This is a genomic window from Pseudocolwellia sp. AS88, from assembly GCF_030551755.1.
Lineage (GTDB): Bacteria > Pseudomonadota > Gammaproteobacteria > Enterobacterales > Alteromonadaceae > Pseudocolwellia.
In genome coordinates, this window is the sequence record NZ_JAUPEC010000029.1 from 1 (window position 1) to 22,275 (window position 22,275).

Annotated in this window: 18 protein-coding genes and 2 tRNA genes; 13 read left to right on the top strand and 7 right to left on the bottom strand. The window is 34.4% G+C overall.

The window, feature by feature from the left end; all coding sequences use genetic code 11:
- Window positions 1-149: 149 nt before the first annotated feature.
- Both Q5N69_RS16225 and Q5N69_RS16230 read left to right on the top strand, forming a co-directional pair.
- Window positions 150-224, top strand: a tRNA-Gln gene (locus Q5N69_RS16225).
- A 58-nt stretch (window positions 225-282) separates the two neighbouring features.
- Window positions 283-367 (top strand) — tRNA-Leu (locus tag Q5N69_RS16230).
- A 113-nt stretch (window positions 368-480) separates the two neighbouring features.
- Here Q5N69_RS16230 and Q5N69_RS16235 read toward each other — a convergent pair.
- Complete coding sequence (locus Q5N69_RS16235; protein WP_304370133.1) at window positions 481-1,662, bottom strand: FAD-dependent monooxygenase; 1,182 nt, start codon at window positions 1,660-1,662, stop codon at window positions 481-483.
- A 206-nt stretch (window positions 1,663-1,868) separates the two neighbouring features.
- Here Q5N69_RS16235 and Q5N69_RS16240 point away from each other — a divergent pair, with 206 nt between their 5' ends.
- The 7 genes from Q5N69_RS16240 (at window position 1,869) to lnt (ending at window position 10,813) form a co-directional block, all read left to right on the top strand.
- Window positions 1,869-2,315: a hypothetical protein gene (locus tag Q5N69_RS16240; protein WP_304370134.1), complete on the top strand. Its 447-nt coding sequence runs from the start codon at window positions 1,869-1,871 to the stop codon at window positions 2,313-2,315.
- 28 nt (window positions 2,316-2,343) lie between these two features.
- Window positions 2,344-5,100, top strand: a complete 2,757-nt coding sequence (locus tag Q5N69_RS16245) for a triple tyrosine motif-containing protein (protein ID WP_304370135.1) — start codon at window positions 2,344-2,346, stop codon at window positions 5,098-5,100.
- A gap of 217 nt (window positions 5,101-5,317) precedes the next feature.
- On the top strand, window positions 5,318-6,775 hold the full coding sequence (gene miaB / locus Q5N69_RS16250; protein WP_304370136.1) for a tRNA (N6-isopentenyl adenosine(37)-C2)-methylthiotransferase MiaB: 1,458 nt from the start codon (window positions 5,318-5,320) through the stop codon (window positions 6,773-6,775).
- Between the two features lie 109 nt (window positions 6,776-6,884).
- Window positions 6,885-7,865: a PhoH family protein gene (locus Q5N69_RS16255; RefSeq protein WP_304370174.1), complete on the top strand. Its 981-nt coding sequence runs from the start codon at window positions 6,885-6,887 to the stop codon at window positions 7,863-7,865.
- Window positions 7,865-8,320, top strand: coding sequence for an rRNA maturation RNase YbeY (gene ybeY, locus Q5N69_RS16260; protein ID WP_304370137.1), 456 nt, complete (start codon window positions 7,865-7,867; stop codon window positions 8,318-8,320). Before Q5N69_RS16255 ends, ybeY begins: the two co-directional genes overlap by 1 nt.
- A 43-nt stretch (window positions 8,321-8,363) precedes the next feature.
- A complete protein-coding gene (locus Q5N69_RS16265; RefSeq protein ID WP_304370138.1) occupies window positions 8,364-9,242 on the top strand; it encodes an HlyC/CorC family transporter in 879 nt (292 codons plus the stop codon).
- Window positions 9,243-9,262: 20 nt separating this feature from the next.
- A complete protein-coding gene (lnt, locus tag Q5N69_RS16270) occupies window positions 9,263-10,813 on the top strand; it encodes an apolipoprotein N-acyltransferase (RefSeq protein WP_304370139.1) in 1,551 nt (516 codons plus the stop codon).
- A gap of 66 nt (window positions 10,814-10,879) precedes the next feature.
- On the opposite strand, the gene Q5N69_RS16275 is transcribed toward lnt, so the two are convergent.
- Both Q5N69_RS16275 and Q5N69_RS16280 read right to left on the bottom strand, forming a co-directional pair.
- Window positions 10,880-11,842, bottom strand: a complete 963-nt coding sequence (locus tag Q5N69_RS16275; RefSeq protein WP_304370140.1) for a diguanylate cyclase — start codon at window positions 11,840-11,842, stop codon at window positions 10,880-10,882.
- Window positions 11,843-11,844: 2 nt separating this feature from the next.
- Entirely contained in the window at window positions 11,845-12,930 is a 1,086-nt protein-coding gene (locus tag Q5N69_RS16280; protein WP_304370141.1) for a response regulator, read from the bottom strand.
- Window positions 12,931-13,091: 161 nt separating this feature from the next.
- On the opposite strand from Q5N69_RS16280, the gene tpx reads away from it, so the two are divergent.
- Window positions 13,092-13,694, top strand: a complete 603-nt coding sequence (gene tpx, locus Q5N69_RS16285; protein ID WP_304370142.1) for a thiol peroxidase — start codon at window positions 13,092-13,094, stop codon at window positions 13,692-13,694.
- A gap of 315 nt (window positions 13,695-14,009) precedes the next feature.
- Complete coding sequence (locus Q5N69_RS16290) at window positions 14,010-14,489, top strand: Hsp20 family protein (protein WP_304370143.1); 480 nt, start codon at window positions 14,010-14,012, stop codon at window positions 14,487-14,489.
- Between the two features lie 64 nt (window positions 14,490-14,553).
- Here the strand turns inward: Q5N69_RS16290 and Q5N69_RS16295 are convergent, their stop codons facing one another.
- The 3 genes from Q5N69_RS16295 to Q5N69_RS16305 are packed head-to-tail and all read right to left on the bottom strand — an operon-like array spanning window position 14,554 to window position 16,483.
- Window positions 14,554-15,360, bottom strand: coding sequence for an alpha/beta fold hydrolase (locus tag Q5N69_RS16295; RefSeq protein ID WP_304370144.1), 807 nt, complete (start codon window positions 15,358-15,360; stop codon window positions 14,554-14,556).
- Window positions 15,361-15,404: 44 nt separating this feature from the next.
- On the bottom strand, window positions 15,405-15,824 hold the full coding sequence (locus Q5N69_RS16300) for an MGMT family protein (protein WP_304370145.1): 420 nt from the start codon (window positions 15,822-15,824) through the stop codon (window positions 15,405-15,407).
- Entirely contained in the window at window positions 15,818-16,483 is a 666-nt protein-coding gene (locus Q5N69_RS16305) for an SDR family oxidoreductase (RefSeq protein WP_304370146.1), read from the bottom strand. The genes Q5N69_RS16300 and Q5N69_RS16305 overlap by 7 nt, the downstream gene beginning before the upstream one ends.
- 377 nt (window positions 16,484-16,860) lie before the next feature.
- Here Q5N69_RS16305 and malQ point away from each other — a divergent pair, with 377 nt between their 5' ends.
- Window positions 16,861-19,056 carry a 4-alpha-glucanotransferase gene (gene malQ, locus Q5N69_RS16310; protein ID WP_304370147.1) on the top strand — a complete coding sequence of 732 codons (2,196 nt, stop codon included), beginning with the start codon at window positions 16,861-16,863 and terminating at the stop codon, window positions 19,054-19,056.
- A 197-nt stretch (window positions 19,057-19,253) separates the two neighbouring features.
- Window positions 19,254-19,685 carry a DUF3859 domain-containing protein gene (locus tag Q5N69_RS16315; protein WP_304370148.1) on the top strand — a complete coding sequence of 144 codons (432 nt, stop codon included), beginning with the start codon at window positions 19,254-19,256 and terminating at the stop codon, window positions 19,683-19,685.
- A 64-nt stretch (window positions 19,686-19,749) separates the two neighbouring features.
- On the opposite strand, the gene Q5N69_RS16320 is transcribed toward Q5N69_RS16315, so the two are convergent.
- Entirely contained in the window at window positions 19,750-22,047 is a 2,298-nt protein-coding gene (locus tag Q5N69_RS16320; RefSeq protein ID WP_304370149.1) for an EAL domain-containing protein, read from the bottom strand.
- Window positions 22,048-22,275 lie beyond the last annotated feature (228 nt).

Genomic DNA, 22,275 nt, shown 5'->3' on the forward strand with positions numbered 1-22,275 from the left:
GGGGTATAGCCAAGCGGTAAGGCAGCGGGTTTTGATCCCGTCATTCAGAGGTTCAAATCCTCTTACCCCTGCCACTTTCTTTGAAGATTCTTTTATTAAAATCCGTCATATAGAATAGTAGCATTGTAATTTACATTTGAGTTTTCTGCAGGGGTATAGCCAAGCGGTAAGGCAGCGGGTTTTGATCCCGTCATTCAGAGGTTCAAATCCTCTTACCCCTGCCACTTCTCAACATCTATAAGTTTCAAAATAATCTCGTTTATACTAAAGATTATGTTATGCGCGGGGTTGGCGGAATTGGTAGACGCGCTGGATTTAGGTTCCAGTATCGCAAGATGTGAGAGTTCAAGTCTCTCACCCCGTACCATTTAATATAAGACTTTTTTCTCTCCTATATATTCACATTCGAAAATCACTTTCCTTAGTAAATCAAAAAAATTTCACCGTTTGTTCATGTTAAAAACTTAAAACATCTCGCATTTATAAACCGCATGCATAAGCCAATGCTTTATTTTTAATAGCACCTGAATGGTTAGCTAACATTAATCCAATATTACGTGCTACTTTAACGATAGTGGATGGGTGGCTAAACGAGCTATAAAGCATATCCATTGTTGTCATCATCATTAAGTTATCGTTTCTTCTTTGCTTTTCATAACGAGCAAGTACATGAATATCAGACCAAGACTCGCCATTACCGATAGCTTTTGCAACAATTTGCTGTAGAGCCTTCACATCTTTAAAACCAATATTAACTCCCTGTCCTGCCATAGGGTTAATGGTATGAGCTGAATCACCTAATAATAAAACCCTACCTTTTTGGTACGAATTGGCATGTTTGCGAGTAAGAGGAAATGCACCTTTATCAATTACCTTTATTTTCCCTAAACGAGTAGGGAAATTATCCATAATTTGCTCTTCAAGCTGATGATTACTTAAAGAAGATAAACGTTTAATCTCACTTTTTTGATGGTACCAAACTAAAGACGCATAACCGCCTAATTCACTTTCCCCGCTGAGAGGCAACATAGCCACGGGACCTGTTTCATAGAATTGCTGCCAAGTAATATTTTGCTGAGGTAATTGTGTTTCAACATTTATTAACATGGCTGATTGATTATAATCCCAGCCAGTAACACCAATATTTGCTAATGTTCTCACTTTACTATTAGCGCCATCGGCTGCAACAAGAAGCTTGGCTGTTATGGTTTGACTCTCCAACTCAACAATCACTTGCTCTGTATTTTGTGTAAAAGCTTTGAGCGTATCTGGACAAAAAGTAGTGATATTGTTATTGCTTGATACCACCTCCCATAAGGAAAGCTGGATAAGCTTATTTTCAACAATATGTCCTAAAATTGGCTGTTCAATTTTTTGAGCATCAAATTCTGTATATGAAAGTTCAGTTTCCCATACACCTAATCTAGAGTATGGACACAGTCTTTTTTGTGATAAAGAATGCCATGCATCAAGTTGCTCAAGTAGTTGTTGAGTAGCTACCGAAATGGCTGACACTCTTAAATCAAAAGAAGATTGAGCAGAAAACTCATGACAAGGAGATAATTCAACAAGAGCAATTTTCAACCCTAAATTTGCTAAAGCTACAGCAGATGCCGCACCAATCATTCCACCACCAATCACTACACAATCAAAATTTTTCATATTTAAAATCTTCAGTCTTTTAATAAACTCATTTTAACTAACCTTACAGATTTATACGATGATTAAATAAAATCCCAGACTATTGGCTATAGATAGTTGAAATAGGTAGTATTTCATTTTAATTTTCATATACTTTTTAAAGGTATAGATAATTACAAATATGCAATTACCCCATAATAATTAATATTACTCCCAAAGGAATAGAAATGAGTCATTTAGATGAGAAATTACAAATAGCAGAAGACATTAATTTAACGTTTGATCTAACCGCAAAACCTAATACGTCAGATTTAAAAGCTCATGAAGACCGTGCAGTAATTGCTAACTTACGAGCAGACCTAGTTCTACCTAACAATAAAATATTAACGGTAGATATAGATTTTAACTCTACAAGTGGCTACCATAACACTACAATGATGATTATGGATGATTTTGGCGTTGAAATGCTCGCAGCAGGATTTGAAACAAAGTATGGCAAAGAGCACGCTGAAAAAATACGACAAGCATGGGCAAATAGGGATCTCCCAACAGACCCAAGAAAACCATCATATTTATTGGTGCAAAAGCCTATTAATGAAAACGAAATGCCTCGAGTTTATGCTCCTTGTGGTAGAAAAGATCATATCAATACCTCACCACTTGCAATCGTTTAAGTCTATATTTAATAAGTGGCTAGTTCTAATGCCGCTTATTATATTTCTAAGTTCCTTTATTCATAACACTGCTCAAGCAGAGTCTAATGAATCAATTTTAAATTATCTTAAAGTTAGTGGCGTCATTGAAGATGAAAATAATTATATCTGGTTTTCTGGGCAAAGTGGTTTAGCTCGATTTGATGGTACTGATCTTATTCATTTTTCTAATAATAATGAAAAATGGAATATCCCTTATACATGGATATATGATGTTATTAAGGATGGTGATGATTTTATAGTTACCACAAGCACACTTGAAATATGGCGACTTAACCCTAGAACAGCTAAAACAACCAAATTAAATGTTAATCAGAATCGCATTTCTGCTGATAAAACAGTTATTTATAAAGGTAAATATTACTTACAAACCCCAAAAGGTGAAATTTATGAATATTCGCAAAAAAATAAAACAACAAAACTTTTAGTCGATGAAATCAAAACCTCTGCTTTAAAAAACACTAAAGATAATTTATACACAGCAGGCTTTAGTGGATTGTATAAGCTAGAAAACGATAGTTTTACTCAGCTACTTAAAAATAAAGTATCTTCTATTACTCCAATTGGTGATGGCTTATTAGTACTTACTGACGCTGTAATTTTGTATCTAGGTGATGATGGCTCCCGTTATGAAATACCCAACACTCAAAAACATGTTATTAGTACAAAATCAAACGATGGTCATGCTATTCTTTTAAGTAAGGAAGGAGTCATATCAAAAATAGCGATTCCTTCATTAATAAACATCACACATAATTACCCTAAAATAGAGTCAATGATCCCAAGAGATTTGATTCAAGCAGAATCAAATACTTTATGGCTTATCAGTAATAAAGGCATACAAAAAATATTTCCTTCTGTCGTTAAAAATCATCAGAAAATTTATAATGTGGCTGACAATGCTAATGAAATAACAATATTTAATAATGAGTTGGTTATTGGTACTTACGGTGATGGTATATATAAAGCTTTTACTCATGGTGAAAGCCTCTCAAAAAAAATTAACCCATCACTTACCTCGTGGGGTAAAAGAACTATGGATTTATTAGTAATAGATGATGCTTTATATATTGCTGCTTTTGATGGTTTGTGGGTATATAAGAAATCAACCAATACAGTAAAAAAAGTCGACTTTATCGATAATAATCAAATTATATTAAAACTCACTAGAAAAGGAGAGTTTCTCTACTTAGCAACAGATGGTAATGGCTTTTATATTTATAATCTAAAAACTCAGCGAATCATTGATCATATAAGCACAAATCAAGGTATTAAAAATCCAGAAATCATTGATATTTTAACCTTAGATAACAACAATATTTGGTTAGCAACGTCTGGTGGTATTGAGATTTATAACCGGTATACAAAAACTAATCGCCAATTAAAGTTATCGGTAAAAAGTAAAGTTATTTCCTTCGCTACACATAATAATAAAGTTTATGCCGCGACTAAAGGTAATGGCATGTATGTTCTAAATTTTCATGGCGATGTATTATCACAGGTAGCTGAAGGCGTAAGTTTTTCAATGATAAGTCTTATTGGTGATGAAGTTTGGGCTCCTGCTTTACAGGGATTATATCGTATAAATACCGATGATGATTCCATATCATTAATGCCAAATACTGAAAAGTATAACTTTACCGATGCTCCGGTTCTGCATAACAATAAAGTCTTTGTACCTCACTACACAGGTCTACTCGAAATCCCTCTTACTGAAGTAGAAAAATATAATTCCAAAATAGTTATTAGCCAAGTAACAGTATCGGGCAACACACAACTATTAAAGAATGAGATTAGAGTAGGATCTGAAAATGATGTTATCTCTCTTAATTTAGCAAGTTTAGATTTTCGCCCAGGGAAAGATAAAAAGTTTAAATACCAAATAAATAGTGGCGAATGGCAAAATATCTATGGTAACCAATTAACTTTAACGGGTTTAGAGTCAGGTACATATAAACTAGCCATCAAAGGAACAAATAGCTTAGGGCAATGGAGTGATATATTAGCTTTTACTGAAATAAATGTTGCTTACCCTTGGTATTTAACACCTCAAATGAAAGTACTTTATATTTTCAGCATCAGCTTTATTTTCATTGCTGTTATTTGGTTACTTTATTTAAGGTATCGCTCGATAAAACATATACATACTATATTATCAGATGATATTCGCAGCCATGGAAAAGTCACTTTTAATGTAGAACGTAACTTATTAAAAGCTAAAGGTTTGCTTTATAACTTGGAAGACTTACCCAAAGAAAATTTGTATCTAGTGTCTAAAATTATTAATCAATGTATAGATTCTTTAGTACAAAACGAAAACATCTTAGAACCTATAACTAACCGAGGTAGATCTTTAGAAGTTGCACTTCCCTATTTTGTTAACTTTGTGCATCAAAAGTATCATGCAAACATCAAATTACATATTGAGACTTTAGAAACTAAACTCAGCTCAGAAATGGAAGCAGATATATATAAAATAATCTATGAAACCATTATCTCAACCATTATTAATGGTAGTGGAAGAAACTTCGAAATTAACTTACAAGAAGTAAAACAAAAGATGTGGTTAACAATCACGAATGATGAAAATGGTTTTTCTAAATTTAAAAGTAAGATTAACTTCGATATATCTATTTATTACATTCGTCAAATTGCAAACAAATATAATGCTTCATTCAATGTTTTTGATAAAGACAATTCCAGTAGCCAACTTACCATCAGTATACCTTTGATGAATATTTCTTGATCATTGTTACATTGATTATCAAGAGCCGAAGTTAACCTAATAAAGCGGCTACCTTTCCCCTATAAAATGACGCCACATTACAAGCCTTTAGCTGAAAACATAATTCGTTTGAACAAATTTTCCTCTTCAAAGAGCAACAACCCTAGCGTCTCATCTAAAGAAAGAGTAAAATACGACTCCTTTTTTAAAATCACTATTGAATATTAGGCAAGTATTAATGAGTAAAAAGCTTTACATCAAAACATGGGGCTGCCAAATGAACGAGTATGACTCGCAGAAAATGGCTGAACTTCTAGATTCGACTCATGGTTACGAGTTAGCAGACGAAGCTGAGGACGCTGATGTTATTTTATTAAATACTTGTTCAATACGTGAGAAAGCTCAAGAAAAAGTATTTCATCAACTTGGCCGTTGGAAAACCCTTAAAGCAACAAATCCTGATTTGGTTATTGGTGTTGGTGGTTGTGTAGCTTCACAAGAAGGTGATGCTATCCGCCAAAGAGCACCTTATGTTGATATGGTTTTTGGTCCGCAAACATTACATAGATTGCCTGAAATGATCCAACAAGTAACAGGCGATAGAAGCCCTGTTGTTGATGTGAGTTTTCCTGAAATAGAAAAATTCGACCGTTTGCCAGAACCTAAAGCTGACGGTGCGACAGCTTTTGTATCAATTATGGAAGGTTGTAGTAAATATTGTACTTTCTGTGTGGTACCTTATACTCGTGGCGAAGAAGTTAGTCGTCCACTTGATGACGTATTATATGAAGTTGCACAACTAGCTGAGCAAGGTGTTCGTGAAGTTAATTTATTAGGGCAAAACGTAAATGGTTACCGAGGTGAATCTCATGACGGTAGCATTTGTCGTTTTTCAGAATTATTGCGTTTAATCGCAACAATAGATGGTATTGATAGAATTCGTTATACCACGTCTCATCCTATCGAGTTTACTGACGATATTATTGAAGTATACAAAGACGTACCAGAATTAGTGAGTCACCTGCATTTACCTGTTCAAAGCGGTAGCGATAGAATCCTTGTACAAATGAAGCGTGGCCACACAGCATTAGAATACAAATCTCAAATACGTAAATTGAAAAAAGCACGACCTGAAATTTGTATGTCATCAGATTTTATTATTGGTTTCCCTGGAGAGACGGATGATGACTTCAATGCGACAATGAAATTAATTAAAGATATTGATTTTGATTTAAGCTTCAGCTTCATTTATAGCGCTCGTCCAGGTACGCCAGCAGCTGATTTACCTGATGATGTATCAGATCAAACCAAGAAAGATCGTTTACAACATTTACAAGACACTATCAGCAACCAAGCACTGCGTATTGCACGTCAAATGTTAGGTACTGAGCAGCGTATTCTAGTTGAAGGTCCTTCGAAGAAAAATCCTATGGAGCTTCGTGGTCGTACTGAAAACAACCGAATTGTAAATTTTGAAGCTCCTCATCATGTTATTGGCCAATTCGTTGATATTAAAGTAACAGATGTTTATGCAAACTCATTACGCGGTGAATTAGTAAGAGAAGAAAAAGACATGGGGTTACGTATTGCGCTTTCTCCTGCAGACATTCTTGCTAATAACCATCACCAGCAAGCTAAGCAAAATACCGATGTAAATAGCACAAATGAGATTGGCGTAGGCACTTTTACACCTTAACTAAATAATACACATAAATTTTTGGATAGTTACTTTGAGCAAAAACAGCAACCACGTATTAACATTAGAACCAGAAGATAATTCACGTCAGGCTTCATTATATGGACCGATGGACGATAACTTAAAAACCCTTGAAAGACGTTTAGGTGTTGAAATAAGTTATCGAGGTAATCAAGTTAAAATTGTAGGTAAAGAAAGTAACTGTTTAGCTGTTAGTAACATATTAAAAGATTTGTATGTAGAAACCAGCACAGTAAAAAATAAACAACAAGATATTACTGATGAAATGGTCCACCTTGCGATTATTGGCTCTAACGCCTTAGAACAAGAACCAACTAGCAGTAACCTTGATGTTAATTTTGATAAGCTAATTACCATTAAAACAAAACGTGGTGTGATCAAGCCACGTAATGAAAATCAACAAAGTTACGTTCATAATGTTATTACCAACGACATTAGCTTTGGTGTTGGTGTTGCGGGTACAGGTAAAACTTACTTAGCTGTAGCTTGTGCTGTAGAAGCTTTAGAAAGACAAGAAGTTAGACGTATTTTACTTACTCGCCCGGCTGTTGAAGCGGGTGAAAAATTAGGTTTTCTACCTGGCGATCTGTCACAAAAAGTTGACCCTTATTTACGCCCACTTTATGACGCTTTATTTGAAATGTTAGGTTTCGAGAAGGTTGAAAAGCTTATAGAGCGGAACGTAATTGAAGTTGCTCCTCTTGCTTACATGCGTGGACGTACACTTAATGACGCCTTTATAATTCTCGATGAAAGTCAGAATACGACCGTTGAACAAATGAAAATGTTCTTAACTCGCATAGGCTTTAATGCTCGCGCTGTTATTACTGGTGACATTACACAAGTAGATTTACCTCGTGGTCAAAAGTCTGGTTTACGCCATGCAATTGAAGTTTTAGAAGACATTCCTGGTGTTAGCTTCAACTTCTTCGATTCAAAAGATGTAGTACGTCACCCTGTTGTTGCAAGAATAGTTGAAGCTTACGATGCTCATGACAAGAAAGTGAACCGTTTGAAAGCAGAAAAAGATGCTATTGCCGCTGAAAATAGAGCCAAGGCACAAAACTAATGGCTGTACTTTTAGATGTTCAAATTGCTTGTGAAGATAATAACCTCCCTTCAATAGAACAATTACAACTATGGGCAGAAACAGCCTTATCAACTCAAAAAGACGATCCTGAATTAACTATTCGTATAGTGGAATCACAAGAAAGCCAAGAGTTAAATCATCAATACCGCGGAAAAAATAAGCCAACAAATGTTTTGTCTTTTCCTTTTGAAGTACCTGAAGGTATAGAAATTAACTTATTAGGCGACCTTGTTATTTGTTCAGACGTAGTTAATAAAGAAGCTATAGAACAAAATAAAAACATTCACGACCATTGGGCTCATTTAGTTATTCACGGGTGCTTGCATTTGCTGGGTTACGACCATATAGAAGAAGATGATGCCGTTGAAATGGAATCACTTGAAATAAAATTATTATCAACTCTTGGTATAGACAATCCTTACCAAGAAGTATAAATTTCATACTTAAAACATTAATTATAGGATGTAGTAAAACTCTATGGGCGAAGACAACCCCCACTCTAGCAACGGTTCTTCAAATAAGTCATTGTGGTCAAAAGTAACACAAGTATTTACCGGGGAGCCGCAAAATAAAGAAGAGTTAGTTGAAGTACTTAACGACGCTGAAGATCGTGAATTAATACGACCTGAAACCAGGTTAATGATCAAGGGTGTGCTGGAAGTATCAGATATGCGTGTACGAGATATCATGATACCTAGATCACAAATGATCACACTCGATATTAATGATTCTCTCGAAGAGTCGATTCCTAAAATAATTGAATCAGGACATTCTCGATTTCCAGTTATTAATGAAGACATTGATAAAATAGAAGGTATTTTACTGGCTAAAGACTTGTTAATTCATGCCTTTCAACCTCAAGACCATGAATCAACTATAGCGACGGTTATTAGGCCTTCGATTATGGTACCTGAAAGTAAAAAAGTAGAACCTTTATTAAAAGAATTTAGATCACAACGCTATCACATGGCTGTTGTTGTAGATGAATATGGTGGCGTATCAGGTGTCGTTACTATTGAAGATATTTTAGAGCTTATTGTTGGTGAAATTGAAGATGAAACTGATGATGCTATTGAAGAAGATATAAAACACCTTGCTGGCCAAGTTTATCAAGTGAAAGCTCTTACCGAGTTAGATGACTTTAACCAATACTTTAACACCAATTTTACGGGTGAAAACGCAGATACTATCAGCGGCATTATTCTTAATCAGTTTGGTCACATGCCTAAAAAAGGTGAAACAGTGACAATTGATGAATTTGAATTTAAGATCACTGCGGCAAACACTCGTCGTATTCAAACAATTCAGGTTACGACACCTAAAGATCATGAAATAAACGGAAAAAATACTGATTAGCAATAATCATATGGAAATTCATGTTTTCGACCTTAATCAGATCTTCAAAAGAGCTTATATCAGCACCTAAAAATTGGCTCAGCTTTATTGCTGGGCTTAGTTTAGTGTTTGCTTATGCACCATTTTCTTTATGGTGGCTCCCTTTTATTAGCATCCCACTTTGGTTTTTTATTCTCAAAGATTGTTCAGTAAAAAACGCAACTAAGCATGGATTTATTTTTGGTTTCGGTTGGTTCGCTAGCGGCATTAGCTGGGTACATGTAGCTATAGATCAATTTGGAGGTATGCCTCTTGTAATATCAATTTTGTTAATGGTATTACTGTGCTTATATTTGGCACTATTTCCCGCTTTGGCAACTTACCTATCAGCTAAGTTATCTACTAATAAAAAAGCTAATTTGTGGTTGTTCTCGTCATTTTGGCTGATCACTGAATATTTACGTGGTGTGTTTCTAACAGGGTTCCCTTGGTTATCTTTAGGCTATACACAAATAGATAGCCCATTAGCGAGTTTTATTCCGATCACCGGAGAGTTTGGCTTAAATTCAATTGTATTACTCTTGTGCATTGCGATACATCTACTAATACAAAGAAAGAACCTAGTATTGTCACTTACAATCATACTCTCGTTAATCACTACTAGTTCAGTTTTACAGGATAAATCATGGGTTATCCCTACCAATAAAACAGTAAAAGTTGCATTAATACAGGGCAATATTAAACAAGAAATTAAGTGGGAGCCAGATCAAGAATGGCCAACCATGCTGAAATATTTAGATTTAACACGTGTAAATTATGATGCTGATATTATTATTTGGCCTGAATCTGCTATTACGGCTGTAGAACCTTTAGCACAAGAGTTTTTAGAGTTAGCGGATAAATCTGCCGCTATACAAAACAGTACAATTATTACAGGTATCTTAAATTATAACTTTGCAAACAAAGAGTATTTTAATAGCTTAATTACCTTAGGTAAGAAACACCAAGCAGATCCATTAGGAAGCTACGAATATAATGCGAGTAACCGCTACTCTAAATATCACTTATTGCCTATTGGTGAATTTGTGCCTTTTCAAGAATGGTTAAAACCTATAGCTCCTCTATTTAATCTGCCTCAATCATCATTCTCTTCTGGTGAGTATGTTCAACCAAATTTAATAGCGAACGATATTCATATATTACCGCTTATTTGCTTTGAAATTGCTTTTCCAGCGCAATTAAAAGCAAACTTTCAAACAACAACAAATATGTTATTAACTGTAAGTAATGACTCTTGGTTTGGTGACTCACATGGACCACATCAACACTTAGACATTGCAAGAATGAGAGCTGCTGAATTTGGACGCCCACTGCTTAGAGCAACCAACAATGGTGTAACTGCAGCAGTAGATCATTTAGGTAAGGTTATTAGTGTTATTCCACAGTTTACTGAAGATGTTCTTAGAACTGAAATAATGTTAGTTGAAGGAGAAACACCTTTCTCTATCTGGGGGCAATTTACTCAATGGCTGTTTGCTTTAATAACATTGATCATTTACTTGGTTCACCATTTTACTAGGCGCTCAAAATAAAAAACCTTATATTATTTAAATATAAGGTTTTTTTAGCTGTTTATTACAAACTTTAATTCATTGCAATTAAACTTTGGAGTGCACGCTTACTTTATTTCGTCCACTTTCTTTAGAGCAATATAAAGCGGCATCAGCATGTTCGATCCACTCTTCATAAGTTTTAATTGATGGATCAATTTCTGCAATACCTAAACTGATGGTATAAGATAAATCAATATCATTATGTTTAACAATAGATTGTGCAACTTCTTTACGTAACCTTTCAGCAAATATTTGAGCATTTTCTAAAGGTGTGTCTGCAAGTAAAATAACAAACTCTTCACCGCCATAACGACCTGAAATATCAGTTTCTCTTACATGCTGTTTGATTAATGATGAAAGATGTCGTATCACATTATCACCTACAGTATGTCCATATGTGTCATTAACATTTTTAAAGTGATCAATATCTAAAATCACTAAGCTGCTCGCACTCTGACTACGTGTCCAACGCTTAAACTCAGCTTGTAAACAGCTTTCCCAATGACTTCTATTAAAGAGCTTAGTTAAACCGTCGGTTTGGCTTAAAATACCTAATTCACCATTTAGCTTCTCAAGTTCTTGTTTGTTAATGGCATTATCTGTTACATCATAAATCAGTAAACATAGATGCGTCACTAAGCCTGTTGCCGACATTAAAGGAATGAATGTCGTATTCTGATACATATAATCAGCAGAACCTGTGATTGGTCTATAATTTTGAAATTTAAATAAATAAGGTCTTTGTTCCCAAATAGTAAAGGCTTTGTTTTTAAGCATAAAAACAGACTCAGCTTTACGCTTAAACCAATCCTTTGGAATTTCTTCAAATAATGAAAAAATCTCTTTATCTTTTACTTCTCTAGGTAACAAGCCACTGTGGTTTTCCATAAAACCATTCCAGATCTGAATTTTATACTGGCGATCAAGGACAACTAAACCAACATCAATCGTATGGAGCATTTCCATAAGCCAATGTAATTCATTAATTTGTTCAGTTTCAAGCGACATATTTAATCCAATAAGTAAGAAATTTTATTGTTCAGGGTTTTCATCGATTCTTCTGTGAATAATAATAATAAATCACATTTTATCGGGTAATTTTCTATGTTGTAGCTTATTTCAATGGCCAAAGTACGTCGCCAGCGAGAAGAATTAGTCGCAATTAATTCGGAAATTTTACGATGTTGCCCAAGGACAACAGGATGTCCTTGGCTAAAATTCATATCAAGTTGCTCTGAAACACCACTTAAGCATGCTCCAATTAATACGTTCGCCATATCCATTAACAATTCAAGTTCAGAGTTTTCATCTAACTCCTGTTTGTAATTCATTAATGTCGCAATATCTTTGAAGCTTGAATCATTAAGAATTAATAGCGCTTCACCGGATATTCCTGCTCCAATAAAGCCTTGGCAAATACCTGAAGTACTTTCATTCACTTCTACGGCCGATAAAGCCATACTTAATTCACTAACTTCAATTAAATTAACATTAGGAATAGGTAATACAACAAATACGTCTAGTAAACGCGCCAGAAGATCGCCCGCTCGCCCCATAGCAACATTAGCAATTTCTTGATAACAATCTCTGAGATCAGACTCAATAAAGTCAATTTGATTTCTTTTGGTCGGTATACTTTGATCTAGTTGAGCTACAGAAACAGGAGGTAATTCAATTTTTTCTGATAATGCTTCAACAATAGCTTCAGGTTTTTCATCAGCTTGTGAAGCCGTATAAATACCATAAGCCGAAAGAATTTGGGTTAGCTTTTCTTTACTAACCGGTTTACGAATAAAATCTAAAGCGCCTAAACTTGTTACCCTTTTATGTGCTGAAGGTTGAATATCACCAGAAATAACAATAACTAAAGTGGGAAGATCTTGTTCAACAATAGCTTGTAATACTTCATAGCCATCCATTCCAGGCATATTTAAATCTAAGAGTAAAACATCGCCTTTACCTGCTTTAATTGCTTCTATTCCTTCAAAACCATTAGTAGCAAAACTAATATCGACATCCCAGCCGTCTGGTAAAGATCGCGCGACTTGCTTACGCGCCATATTTGAATCGTCACATATTAATAACGGAGTTGACATACACACTTATTTCCTAAATTGACTCAAACAGATAAAAACGGGAAACTTTAAAATAACAAGTCTCTTACTAACAATAGATAATAAAAACGAAGACTGCTGATATTTTTACAAAAAAATCCGGTAAACTCTCATAAACTATATTCATTTTACACCATTATACAATGAAATTATTTACATTAATCAGCTTTATTCTATTAACATCCTCACCTTTAGTTTACGCTCAAGACACTAACCTACCTGAAAATAGCAGCTTAGTTAAAGCAGGTAGTAAGTTTGTTACTTTATTAGGTACACAAATTAATGTAGGTGACATAGCACCAAACTTTAAAGTTGTTGATGAAAACTTCTCACCAGTAACTTTTGAGCGTTATTCAGGTAAAAATGTTTTGATTTCTGTAGTACCAAGTTTAGATACAGGGGTCTGCTCTGCTCAAACAAAAACCTTCAACGAAAAAGTAGCAAGTCTATCTGATAAAACTGTATTTATAACAATAAGTAATGACTTACCTTTTGCTCAAAAGCGTTTTTGTAACACTGAAAACATTAATAACATTCAAATATTGTCTGACTCAGTATGGCGAGATTTTGGTGCTAAGTATGGATTACTAATAAAAGATATGGGGTTATTAACCCGTGCTATTTTTATTATTAACCCCGAACAAAAAGTTGTATATAAAGAGTTGGTAGCCAACATTTCAACCCCCCCAAATTATGAAACTGCATTAGAAAAGATTACATTGTTAAGTAGCCAAACCTCTGAATAACTATAAAAACACCGAGTTCTCACAAAAAAATAAACATTAAATATCAATAAGATAAAATAAAAACCAAATAATATTTAAAATTTATTTGGTTTTTTTCTTGAAAAATAACACATCAATCCCATCTCTTATAGTGTAGTCGCCGATAGGGTCTACATTAACCGCCTGTTCATTTTGAAAGGCACAATAATTCGAAGATTAAATTATTTTTGAATCGTTAATTCGCAATATTTATTGGCTTTAACTTTATAGATTTTAACAAAATAGTTTATTTAACGAATACAGCATATTGCTAACTAAATATAGGATATGAATATTATGCGTACATCTACAGATTTCAGCCCACTTTACCGTTCATTTATTGGTTTTGACCACTTAGCTGGTTTAATAGACAAAGCTTCTAGAGCTGATAAACAATCGTCTTATCCCCCTTATAACGTTGAACTTCTCGAAGAAGACAAATACAGAATAACCATGGCAATTGCTGGTTTTGCTGAAGACGAATTAGATATTGAGTCTAAAGAAAATACATTGATTGTTACAGGAACAAAAATACCTGAAGCAAATAAAATTGAACGTAAGTTTTTACATCAAGGTATTGCTGAACGAAATTTCGAACGAAAATTTCAACTTGGAGACCATGTAAAAGTTATTGGTGCTGCTATGGAGCATGGACTTTTACACATAGATTTAGAAAGAGAAATACCTGAAGCACTCAAACCTAGAAAAATAGCTATTAATGGTAAAAGCCAGGTACAAAAACGTGTAGTTGATAATACGGAGGAAAATGCCTCTTAATATTTAACATCATGTTTCCCCCTTATGTTTTTTGCCCAGCTTTATAGCTGGGCTTTTTTTTGCTTTACAAAACGTCGGTATGATGAGTTCTAATAAACTCAGCTATCTTAGATTGAACTATAGGCGCATGAGAAATAACCCCCATGTGCCCTGCCTCAAAGACTTCTTGTGTAACATCATCTAATGCATTCACAATAATATCGGCTAAGACTTTGCTTAATGTAGGGCTTTGGCTACCTGTCATAATCATGGCAGGCGCTGTGATCTTATTTATTTCATCTTTACCATAAGTCTCAGAGATTAATGCGATAGAATCTAAGTTCACCTTATTCATCTCATGGGCTGCTCCCTGTTGCACACGAGAAGGTAAACTTTTAAAAAAGCCTTTTATGTTCCAATAATCCATAAACTCTTCGGCAGCAATAAATAAGTCGTCAACACTAACTCTTTTAAATAAATCGTTCAAAACCTCTTTAATTTCACTACCTTCCTCTATCAAATGAAAGGCTACCGGTTCATATAAAGATAAAGAGAGTACTTTTTCAGGCGCTTCTACAGCTAATTTCAAACCTAAAGCTCCACCAAAAGAGTGACCAACAATATGATAAGGCTGATCCTCAACATGTAAATGCTGCAATGCTTGCTGAATACGTTCTACTTCAATAGATGCTCTGTAGTTTTCAAGAGAACTAAGTGTTTCTTTATCTCCAACCGAGCCATAACCTAAAATATCAACATTAATCACAGTAAAGTCGTTTTTTAAGTGTTGTACTAAGGTTACCCATTGCTTTGAACTACTTAACGAGCTATGCAACAAAATAACCGTAGGCCCTTTGCCCGAAACATGTATGCCTTGCGGTAAATCAATCATCTAAAACCTTATAAAAAACTTAAAAAATAGCGAAATAAAAATAACTAAAACTCCAGTTTAAACAGTAGTTCAGCTAAATCAGGAGTCCATTGAAAATCAGCAAGTTTAACTCTACTGCCCATAACAACAACTTGCTCATCTTGCAGTAAGCCTTTTTGTCGAATAAAAGCATCGCTGCCAGCGGGAAATGATATTTTCCCTTGAGAGTTAATCACTCTATGCCAAGGTACCGCTTGGTTATTCCAGCCACCTTCAGGAACTTTACCTAAAGCTTTCCCTACAAGTCGAGCTCGTCCTGGCAAGCCGGCCAAATCAGCAACTTGCCCATAACAAGCCACATTACCATAAGGGATCGCCTGCACCGTCTTCCATATTTTAATATGTTGTTGGTTTGCACTCGATCTTTCATTCACAGGCTTATGAAGTCTTTCATTAGCGTCTTTATGAAAGAAATCTTCTACCATGGAAGTAATTCACCATTTGAGTGTTTAAAAACACCTGTTTCCTCTAATGATAAGCTATCGATTAAACCTATAATTCGGCTTGCGGCTTCATTCGCTGAAATATCACCACTATTATTTACCATATCCGTTTGAACATAACCTGGATGATAAATACCAACAGAAACACCTTGAGAATATAAATCTTTACTTAATGACATAGCAGCTGCATTTAATGCAGCTTTAGACATACGATAACCATAACGACCACCAGAACCATTATCAGCAATAGATCCCATTCTAGAAGTTATCATTGCAACCTTACTACCTTCAACTAAATTGCTTTGCAAGGTATCAACAATATTAAGCGGTGCTATAGCATTTACTTCAAACTGCTCTCTTATGGTATCTAAATTCAAGTCTGACAGGCTTTCATCACGTAGAATTCCAGCATTACAAATAAGTACATCGATAAATACACCAGTTAATGCCTTTTTCATATTAGCAATACCAGCAGATGTTGCTACATCAACATCATTCACAACATTAATGCCTAATTGTTCTAGCTCTGTTGAAGTATTTCTGCAAATTCCATAGACATTATACCCTTCTGACTTGAAAATCTTAGCCATAGCTAAACCAATTCCTCGGTTAGCCCCTGTAATTACAACTGTTTTATTCATAAAGAAATCCTTTATAGGTTGAAAGTGTTAAGTACTTTACTCTATAGATATATGGCTACCTAATTCACGAAAACAAGGTAATATGAAACTCTTCATAACATTCTAATTGGATCAATATTCAAACATAAAATTTACAGATACACTTTATATAACGTTGCTTAAGCAAAGAACAAAATATATGACTATATTAAAAGAAATAATCACATAATTTTGTATTTTACAGTACAAAACGTTAGTAAGAGTATGTTATAAATGAAGGCACACGCCAATGCTCTTTTGTCTAGGGGGCTCTTGTAACGTTAGCTTCAAGATGTATTGTTTTTTCATCAACAAATTATTGTTTTATCCCTGAACTTTACCCTGAATAGAGAGTAAGTATGAATAGAACCTCACCATCTATAGAAAAATTAGCTGAACTTGTTGGGTTTCATCGAAGCTATGTAAATAGTTTTGGCATTGAACAAACTCCCAAGCAAGAAGCACTTGAAGCTCTACTTAATGCTATGGGGTACGACTTAAGTAATGAAGAAGTCTTGGTTGAACAAATAACAATTCTAGAAGAAAAAAAATGGCGTAACATTTTACCTGCCACCCACATTATAAAAAATACTAATCCAAATTATTATGTGCCGATCAGCTTAGCTCATTCAGATAATATAAAGTCGATAAAATTTATTATTAATACTGAGCAAAATGATGTTATTGAAACGAGTGTTGATCTTACTAATTTAAAATTAATTGAAACAACAAAACTACACGATAAAATATTTAGTCAATACCAACTCCCACTTCCTGAATTGCAAGAAGGTTATCACCAAGTATCTGTAACTATTGGCAACCTTTATTCTCATTGTCACTTAGTTATAACGCCAGCGACCTGTTTCAGTGCTGAAGAAGCGCATAGTAAAAAAGTATGGGGATACACAGCTCAACTGTATTCAATACGTAGTGATGAAAACTTTGGAATGGGGGATTTTGGTGATTTAAGTAACATTATAATCAATACAGCTAAACAAGGTGCTTCAACTGTTGGGCTTAATCCATTACATCCTTTGTATCAGAATAATCCTGAGCACATTAGCCCATATTCCCCCACTAGTCGCTGTTTTCTTAATGTACTTTATATAGATGTTCGCGCTACTCATAATTTTTTAAGCTGCCAAAAGGCTAGCGATACATTTAACAGTGCAGATTATCAATCAAAGTTAGCTTTAACTAGAGCTGAGGATTTAGTTAATTATGCTGCTGTAGCTAGCTTGAAGTATGAATTATTAGAAATACTTTTTGACGATTTCATGTCAACTGGTGGTTTCGAAAATAAAGACGAACATAGCCAAAGTTTCACTCGTTTTATTGAAGAACAAGGTGAAGACTTATATACATTAGCAACATTTGAAGCCTTATATGAACATTTCAGAAATATTGATGCTTCTATTTATGATTGGAAATTATGGCCAGAAGAGTATCAATCACCAAATACAGAACAAATTAAAATTTTCCAAAAGTCTCACGATAAACGTATTCAATACTTTATGTATTTACAATGGTTAGCTCATGAACAATTAACAAAAGCAGCTATTTTAACCAAAACACACAATATGCCATTAGGTTTATATTTAGATTTAGCGGTTGGATGCGATGGTTCTGGTGTTGATGTTTGGTCGAATCAAGAGGTTTATGTATCAGGAGCTTCAGTAGGAGCACCACCTGATGCGATGAATACTTTAGGTCAAAACTGGGGCTTAACTCCAATGAACCCTGTTACTTTAAAAGAGCAAGGTTATCTTCCTTTAATAAAAGCGCTGCGTTGCAATATGAAGTATGCTGGTGCTTTACGAATAGATCATATTTTAGGTTTGCTGCGTCAGTATTGGGTTGCACCTGGAATGGGAGCTCATGAAGGTATTTATATTACATTCCCCCTTGATGACATTTTAAATATTATCGCATTAGAATCTCGTCGGTCACGTTGTGTAGTTATTGGAGAAGACCTTGGTACTGTTCCTGAAGGCTTTAGTGACATTATTGCTAAATCAGGACTACTTTCTTATAAAGTTTTATATTTTGAACGTTGGTGGGAAACAGGTTTATTCAAACGCCCGGAGTTATATCCAAGTCAATCAATAGCCACTGTTTCAACACACGATGTACCTACATTAGTGGGTTGGTGGACAAGCCGAGATTTGACATGGCGTAGAGAATTAAATTTATATCCAAATGACCAATTAAAAGAGCAAGAACAGAAAGATCGAATAAAAGATCGTCACTTTCTAATCTCAGCATTAAAAGATGTTGGTACTTTATCTAACGATGATGTGAGTGATGAAACATTGGAAATAACAAATTCAGATCTTAATATTGCTGTTCAAAAATATATAGCAGTTTCACCAAGCCATATACAATTAATCCCATTAGAGGATGGTTTAGAGCTGATTGAGCAAGTAAATATTCCTGGCACAATAGGTGAGCATCCCAACTGGCGTCAAAAACTCCCTATTGATTTAAATGAAATATGGAAAACGTCTTCTATTGTTAATATACAAAAGCTTATGAATAAAGTTCGGCCAAAATAGCGGTCATATTAACTACCACTTAAACTGCATACTTAAACGTACTAACCATAAACTTTTAGTACGTTTAATTTCATATACCTAATCCTTAAGTTTCAGCCCCCCCTACTCTTTTATGTAAATAAGAAGATTTTTGTTATAAGACTCGTTAAAATATATTTATCTCGCAGACTAATCCCTTAAGACTCTTTAAATTATTTATGGCTAAAGCAAACATTCAACATACGATCACAAGTTTTGGTATTTACGACAAATGGGATAATTCAAATAAAGCTCTTCCTAAAATCACCCAATTCACTTTGAATGTTCCAGCTAAAATAGATATTGAATTTGGTTTTATTGTTAATATCAAAAAAGGCAAAGGTAAAAAAATAACTTATTGTATTTATCACCCTGATATACCTGACGATAAAGGAAAAATTATGCCTCCTTTTGATGGTAATATTTATATTAAAGATAACAACTGGGATTTCTACTTAGGTGATACTATCTGGGAGCCTATACACAATAAAATAGGTGACTGGCGAATGACAGTAGAGTGCGATGGAAAAATCATTGCAGATAAAACTTTTGTTATTGGTGAACCTAATAAAATTGAAGAAGCAAAATTCTGGAAAAGAGCAGGCTATTAACAAAGAGTATATTTCCTCAGGTAATTAGCCTTAAATCATAAAGTTTATGTTTAATTTAGCATCTTCATGTGGTTGCTTTTTTAGAGATATACTCTTCAAAATCAAGCTTTTTGACAGGTACTGAAAAGTAATAACCTTGTCCATAATCACAACCGATATTCGTTAACATATCTTGCTGCTCTTTAGTTTCTATACCTTCAGCGATCACTTTAATATTTAATTTATTCGCCATAACAACCATAGCCTCACATAAAGCTAAATCTTTACTATCTAGAGACATTTTCTGTACAAAACTTTTGTCTATTTTTAAAAAATCAGTTTCATAATTCTTTAAATAAGAAAGTGACGAATACCCTGTACCAAAATCGTCAATTGAAATAGGGATCCCAGATTCTTTTACTTGCTGTAAAATATCTGCCACACCTTTTTTATTTTCCATTAAAAGATTTTCGGTTATTTCAAAAGCAACTGAATCGTTAGAATGTTCTTCACTAACAAGTGTCCCCATCCATGCCGATATATTTCCTGTGTTCTTTTTGTACTGAATGGGCGATGTATTAATACTGACTTGAAAATCAGGATGAATAGTATTTCTCCACTCTTTTACATCAGATAAAACCTCATTAAAAACAAAGTCACTAATTTCTATAATCAAACCTGTTTCTTCAGCTAGTGCGATAAAATCAAACGGGCTCACTAAACCTCTTGTTGGATGTTGCCAACGCACTAACGCTTCTGCTTTATAAACAACATTAGTTTGTAAGTTTATAATGGGCTGATAAACGACAAAAAACTCCTCTCGTGAGATCGCATTTCGTAAGTCTTGGATAAGCTGCATTCTGGCAACAGCTCTATTTCTCATAGATTTAGTAAAATAATGGTAGGTGTTTCGTCCTAAACTTTTAGCTCCGTACATGGCTTGATCAGCATTTTGAAGTAAATCATCTATTTCTGTTCCATCATCAGGATAAATAGTTATCCCAATACTTACGGCACTATGAACTACCTCATTTAAAAGGTAATAAGGTAAGGCAATTGAGCTTAGTAACTGTTCAGCCACAACTTCTACACCATCATAATCTTTAAGGTTAGACATAATAATAACGAACTCGTCACCTCCTAACCTTGCAACTACATCGTTTTTACGAATACTTTGCTTTATCCGTTTAGCCGTTTCCTTGAGTAAAGCATCACCAATATGATGACCCAAAGTGTCATTCACATCTTTAAAGTGGTCCAAGTCTAAGAAGGCAATGGCGAGTTTTTCATTATCACGATTGGCTCTAGCTATAAGTTGAGTTAAATGCCCTCGCATCATATTTCGGTTAGGTAAACCTGTTAGACTGTCAAAATTCGCTTGCTTCCAAATAAGTAAACTGTTTTTTTCTCTCTCGATAGAAACACTAGCTAAGTGAGCAAATTGTTCCACTAAGAAGAAATCCTGTTTTGTGGGCTTATATTCTATACAGTGATAAATCCCAAATACGCCAATAACTTCACCTTTAGAACTAATTACCGGTTCAGCCCAGCAAGCTTTTAGATTTGCTTTATCGGCCAAGTTTACAACCCCACTTAAGCGAGGGTCTTGGCTAATATCTTCAACAATGATTCTTTTTCCATAAAAGGCAGCCGTCCCACATGTTGAGCTCTCAGGTCCTATTTCAGAGTTATGTATTTGCTTTACCATGGCATCAGGTAAGTTGGGTGCCGCACCTACCATTAAGAATTGTCCTGATTTATCAAAGAGAGAAATACTGCAGTAAACGTTTGAATTTTCTTGTTCTACACTTTTAACAATAAACTCTAAAATATGAGATAAAGGATGAGAGCCAACAATAAGTTCTAATGTTTTATTTCTTAAACGTCCCCATCGTTCACTTTTGATTAATGAACTATGTTTTTCACTAATATTACGTGCTGAGAAATAAGCGAACATATTTGCCATCGACAAAGTGGCTATTATTGTAGCGAAGTGAAATAGATTTATTTGAGAAAACGTCATTAACCCCACAATAAACATAAGGGCCAAACTAGAAATTACAGCAAATTTAATTCTTAGTAGATAATACGCTGCAATAGTGACAGGATATTCCCAATAGATTTGTGATGCTCCTTTCATCCAAATAAGCAACACTGTTGATAACATGAGAAAAGTGGACAAGATTATACTAGCTTTTTCCACATTCCTTGTTTTATAGACATAACAAAAAAGAGAAAAAAGAGTAATAACAATCAGAAAATCTAAGGCAGCCGTATTCCAATCTTGTTGATAAATCCGAATCAACATTAATAAGGCGATAACAAACGCACCTGAAGAGGTAAAATATAAGAGTAAAGTCTCTTTAATTGAGCGTTGGATCATTAGCGCTCACCTAAAACGTTTAAAAACATAAAATCCTTTTATTTGCTTCAAGCTCAAACTTATCTAGAATACGATTAAATGAAAAACTAGGTAAAAATAAAGAATAAACAACTACTTTATATAATAGGTGTAAATATCCATTAAACCAAGTAGAAATAAAAATATAAGCCTCAAGGCATTTAATAAAACACTTATAGATAAAAGCAAGTATCATTAACTTCGGCTTGA

Excerpts from the sequence above, each read along its gene's own strand:
- Q5N69_RS16235 (WP_304370133.1), bottom strand. The coding sequence starts at position 1,662 with ATGAAAAATTTTGATTGTGTAGTGATTGGTGGTGGAATGATTGGTGCG.
- Q5N69_RS16240 (WP_304370134.1), top strand. The coding sequence starts at position 1,869 with ATGAGTCATTTAGATGAGAAATTACAAATAGCAGAAGACATTAATTTA.
- Q5N69_RS16245 (WP_304370135.1), top strand. The coding sequence starts at position 2,344 with ATGCCGCTTATTATATTTCTAAGTTCCTTTATTCATAACACTGCTCAA.
- miaB (WP_304370136.1), top strand. The coding sequence starts at position 5,318 with ATGAGTAAAAAGCTTTACATCAAAACATGGGGCTGCCAAATGAACGAG.
- Q5N69_RS16255 (WP_304370174.1), top strand. The coding sequence starts at position 6,885 with ATGGACGATAACTTAAAAACCCTTGAAAGACGTTTAGGTGTTGAAATA.
- ybeY (WP_304370137.1), top strand. The coding sequence starts at position 7,865 with ATGGCTGTACTTTTAGATGTTCAAATTGCTTGTGAAGATAATAACCTC.
- Q5N69_RS16265 (WP_304370138.1), top strand. The coding sequence starts at position 8,364 with ATGGGCGAAGACAACCCCCACTCTAGCAACGGTTCTTCAAATAAGTCA.
- lnt (WP_304370139.1), top strand. The coding sequence starts at position 9,263 with ATGTTTTCGACCTTAATCAGATCTTCAAAAGAGCTTATATCAGCACCT.
- Q5N69_RS16275 (WP_304370140.1), bottom strand. The coding sequence starts at position 11,842 with ATGTCGCTTGAAACTGAACAAATTAATGAATTACATTGGCTTATGGAA.
- Q5N69_RS16280 (WP_304370141.1), bottom strand. The coding sequence starts at position 12,930 with ATGTCAACTCCGTTATTAATATGTGACGATTCAAATATGGCGCGTAAG.
- tpx (WP_304370142.1), top strand. The coding sequence starts at position 13,092 with ATGAAATTATTTACATTAATCAGCTTTATTCTATTAACATCCTCACCT.
- Q5N69_RS16290 (WP_304370143.1), top strand. The coding sequence starts at position 14,010 with ATGCGTACATCTACAGATTTCAGCCCACTTTACCGTTCATTTATTGGT.
- Q5N69_RS16295 (WP_304370144.1), bottom strand. The coding sequence starts at position 15,360 with ATGATTGATTTACCGCAAGGCATACATGTTTCGGGCAAAGGGCCTACG.
- Q5N69_RS16300 (WP_304370145.1), bottom strand. The coding sequence starts at position 15,824 with ATGGTAGAAGATTTCTTTCATAAAGACGCTAATGAAAGACTTCATAAG.
- Q5N69_RS16305 (WP_304370146.1), bottom strand. The coding sequence starts at position 16,483 with ATGAATAAAACAGTTGTAATTACAGGGGCTAACCGAGGAATTGGTTTA.
- malQ (WP_304370147.1), top strand. The coding sequence starts at position 16,861 with ATGAATAGAACCTCACCATCTATAGAAAAATTAGCTGAACTTGTTGGG.
- Q5N69_RS16315 (WP_304370148.1), top strand. The coding sequence starts at position 19,254 with ATGGCTAAAGCAAACATTCAACATACGATCACAAGTTTTGGTATTTAC.
- Q5N69_RS16320 (WP_304370149.1), bottom strand. The coding sequence starts at position 22,047 with ATGATCCAACGCTCAATTAAAGAGACTTTACTCTTATATTTTACCTCT.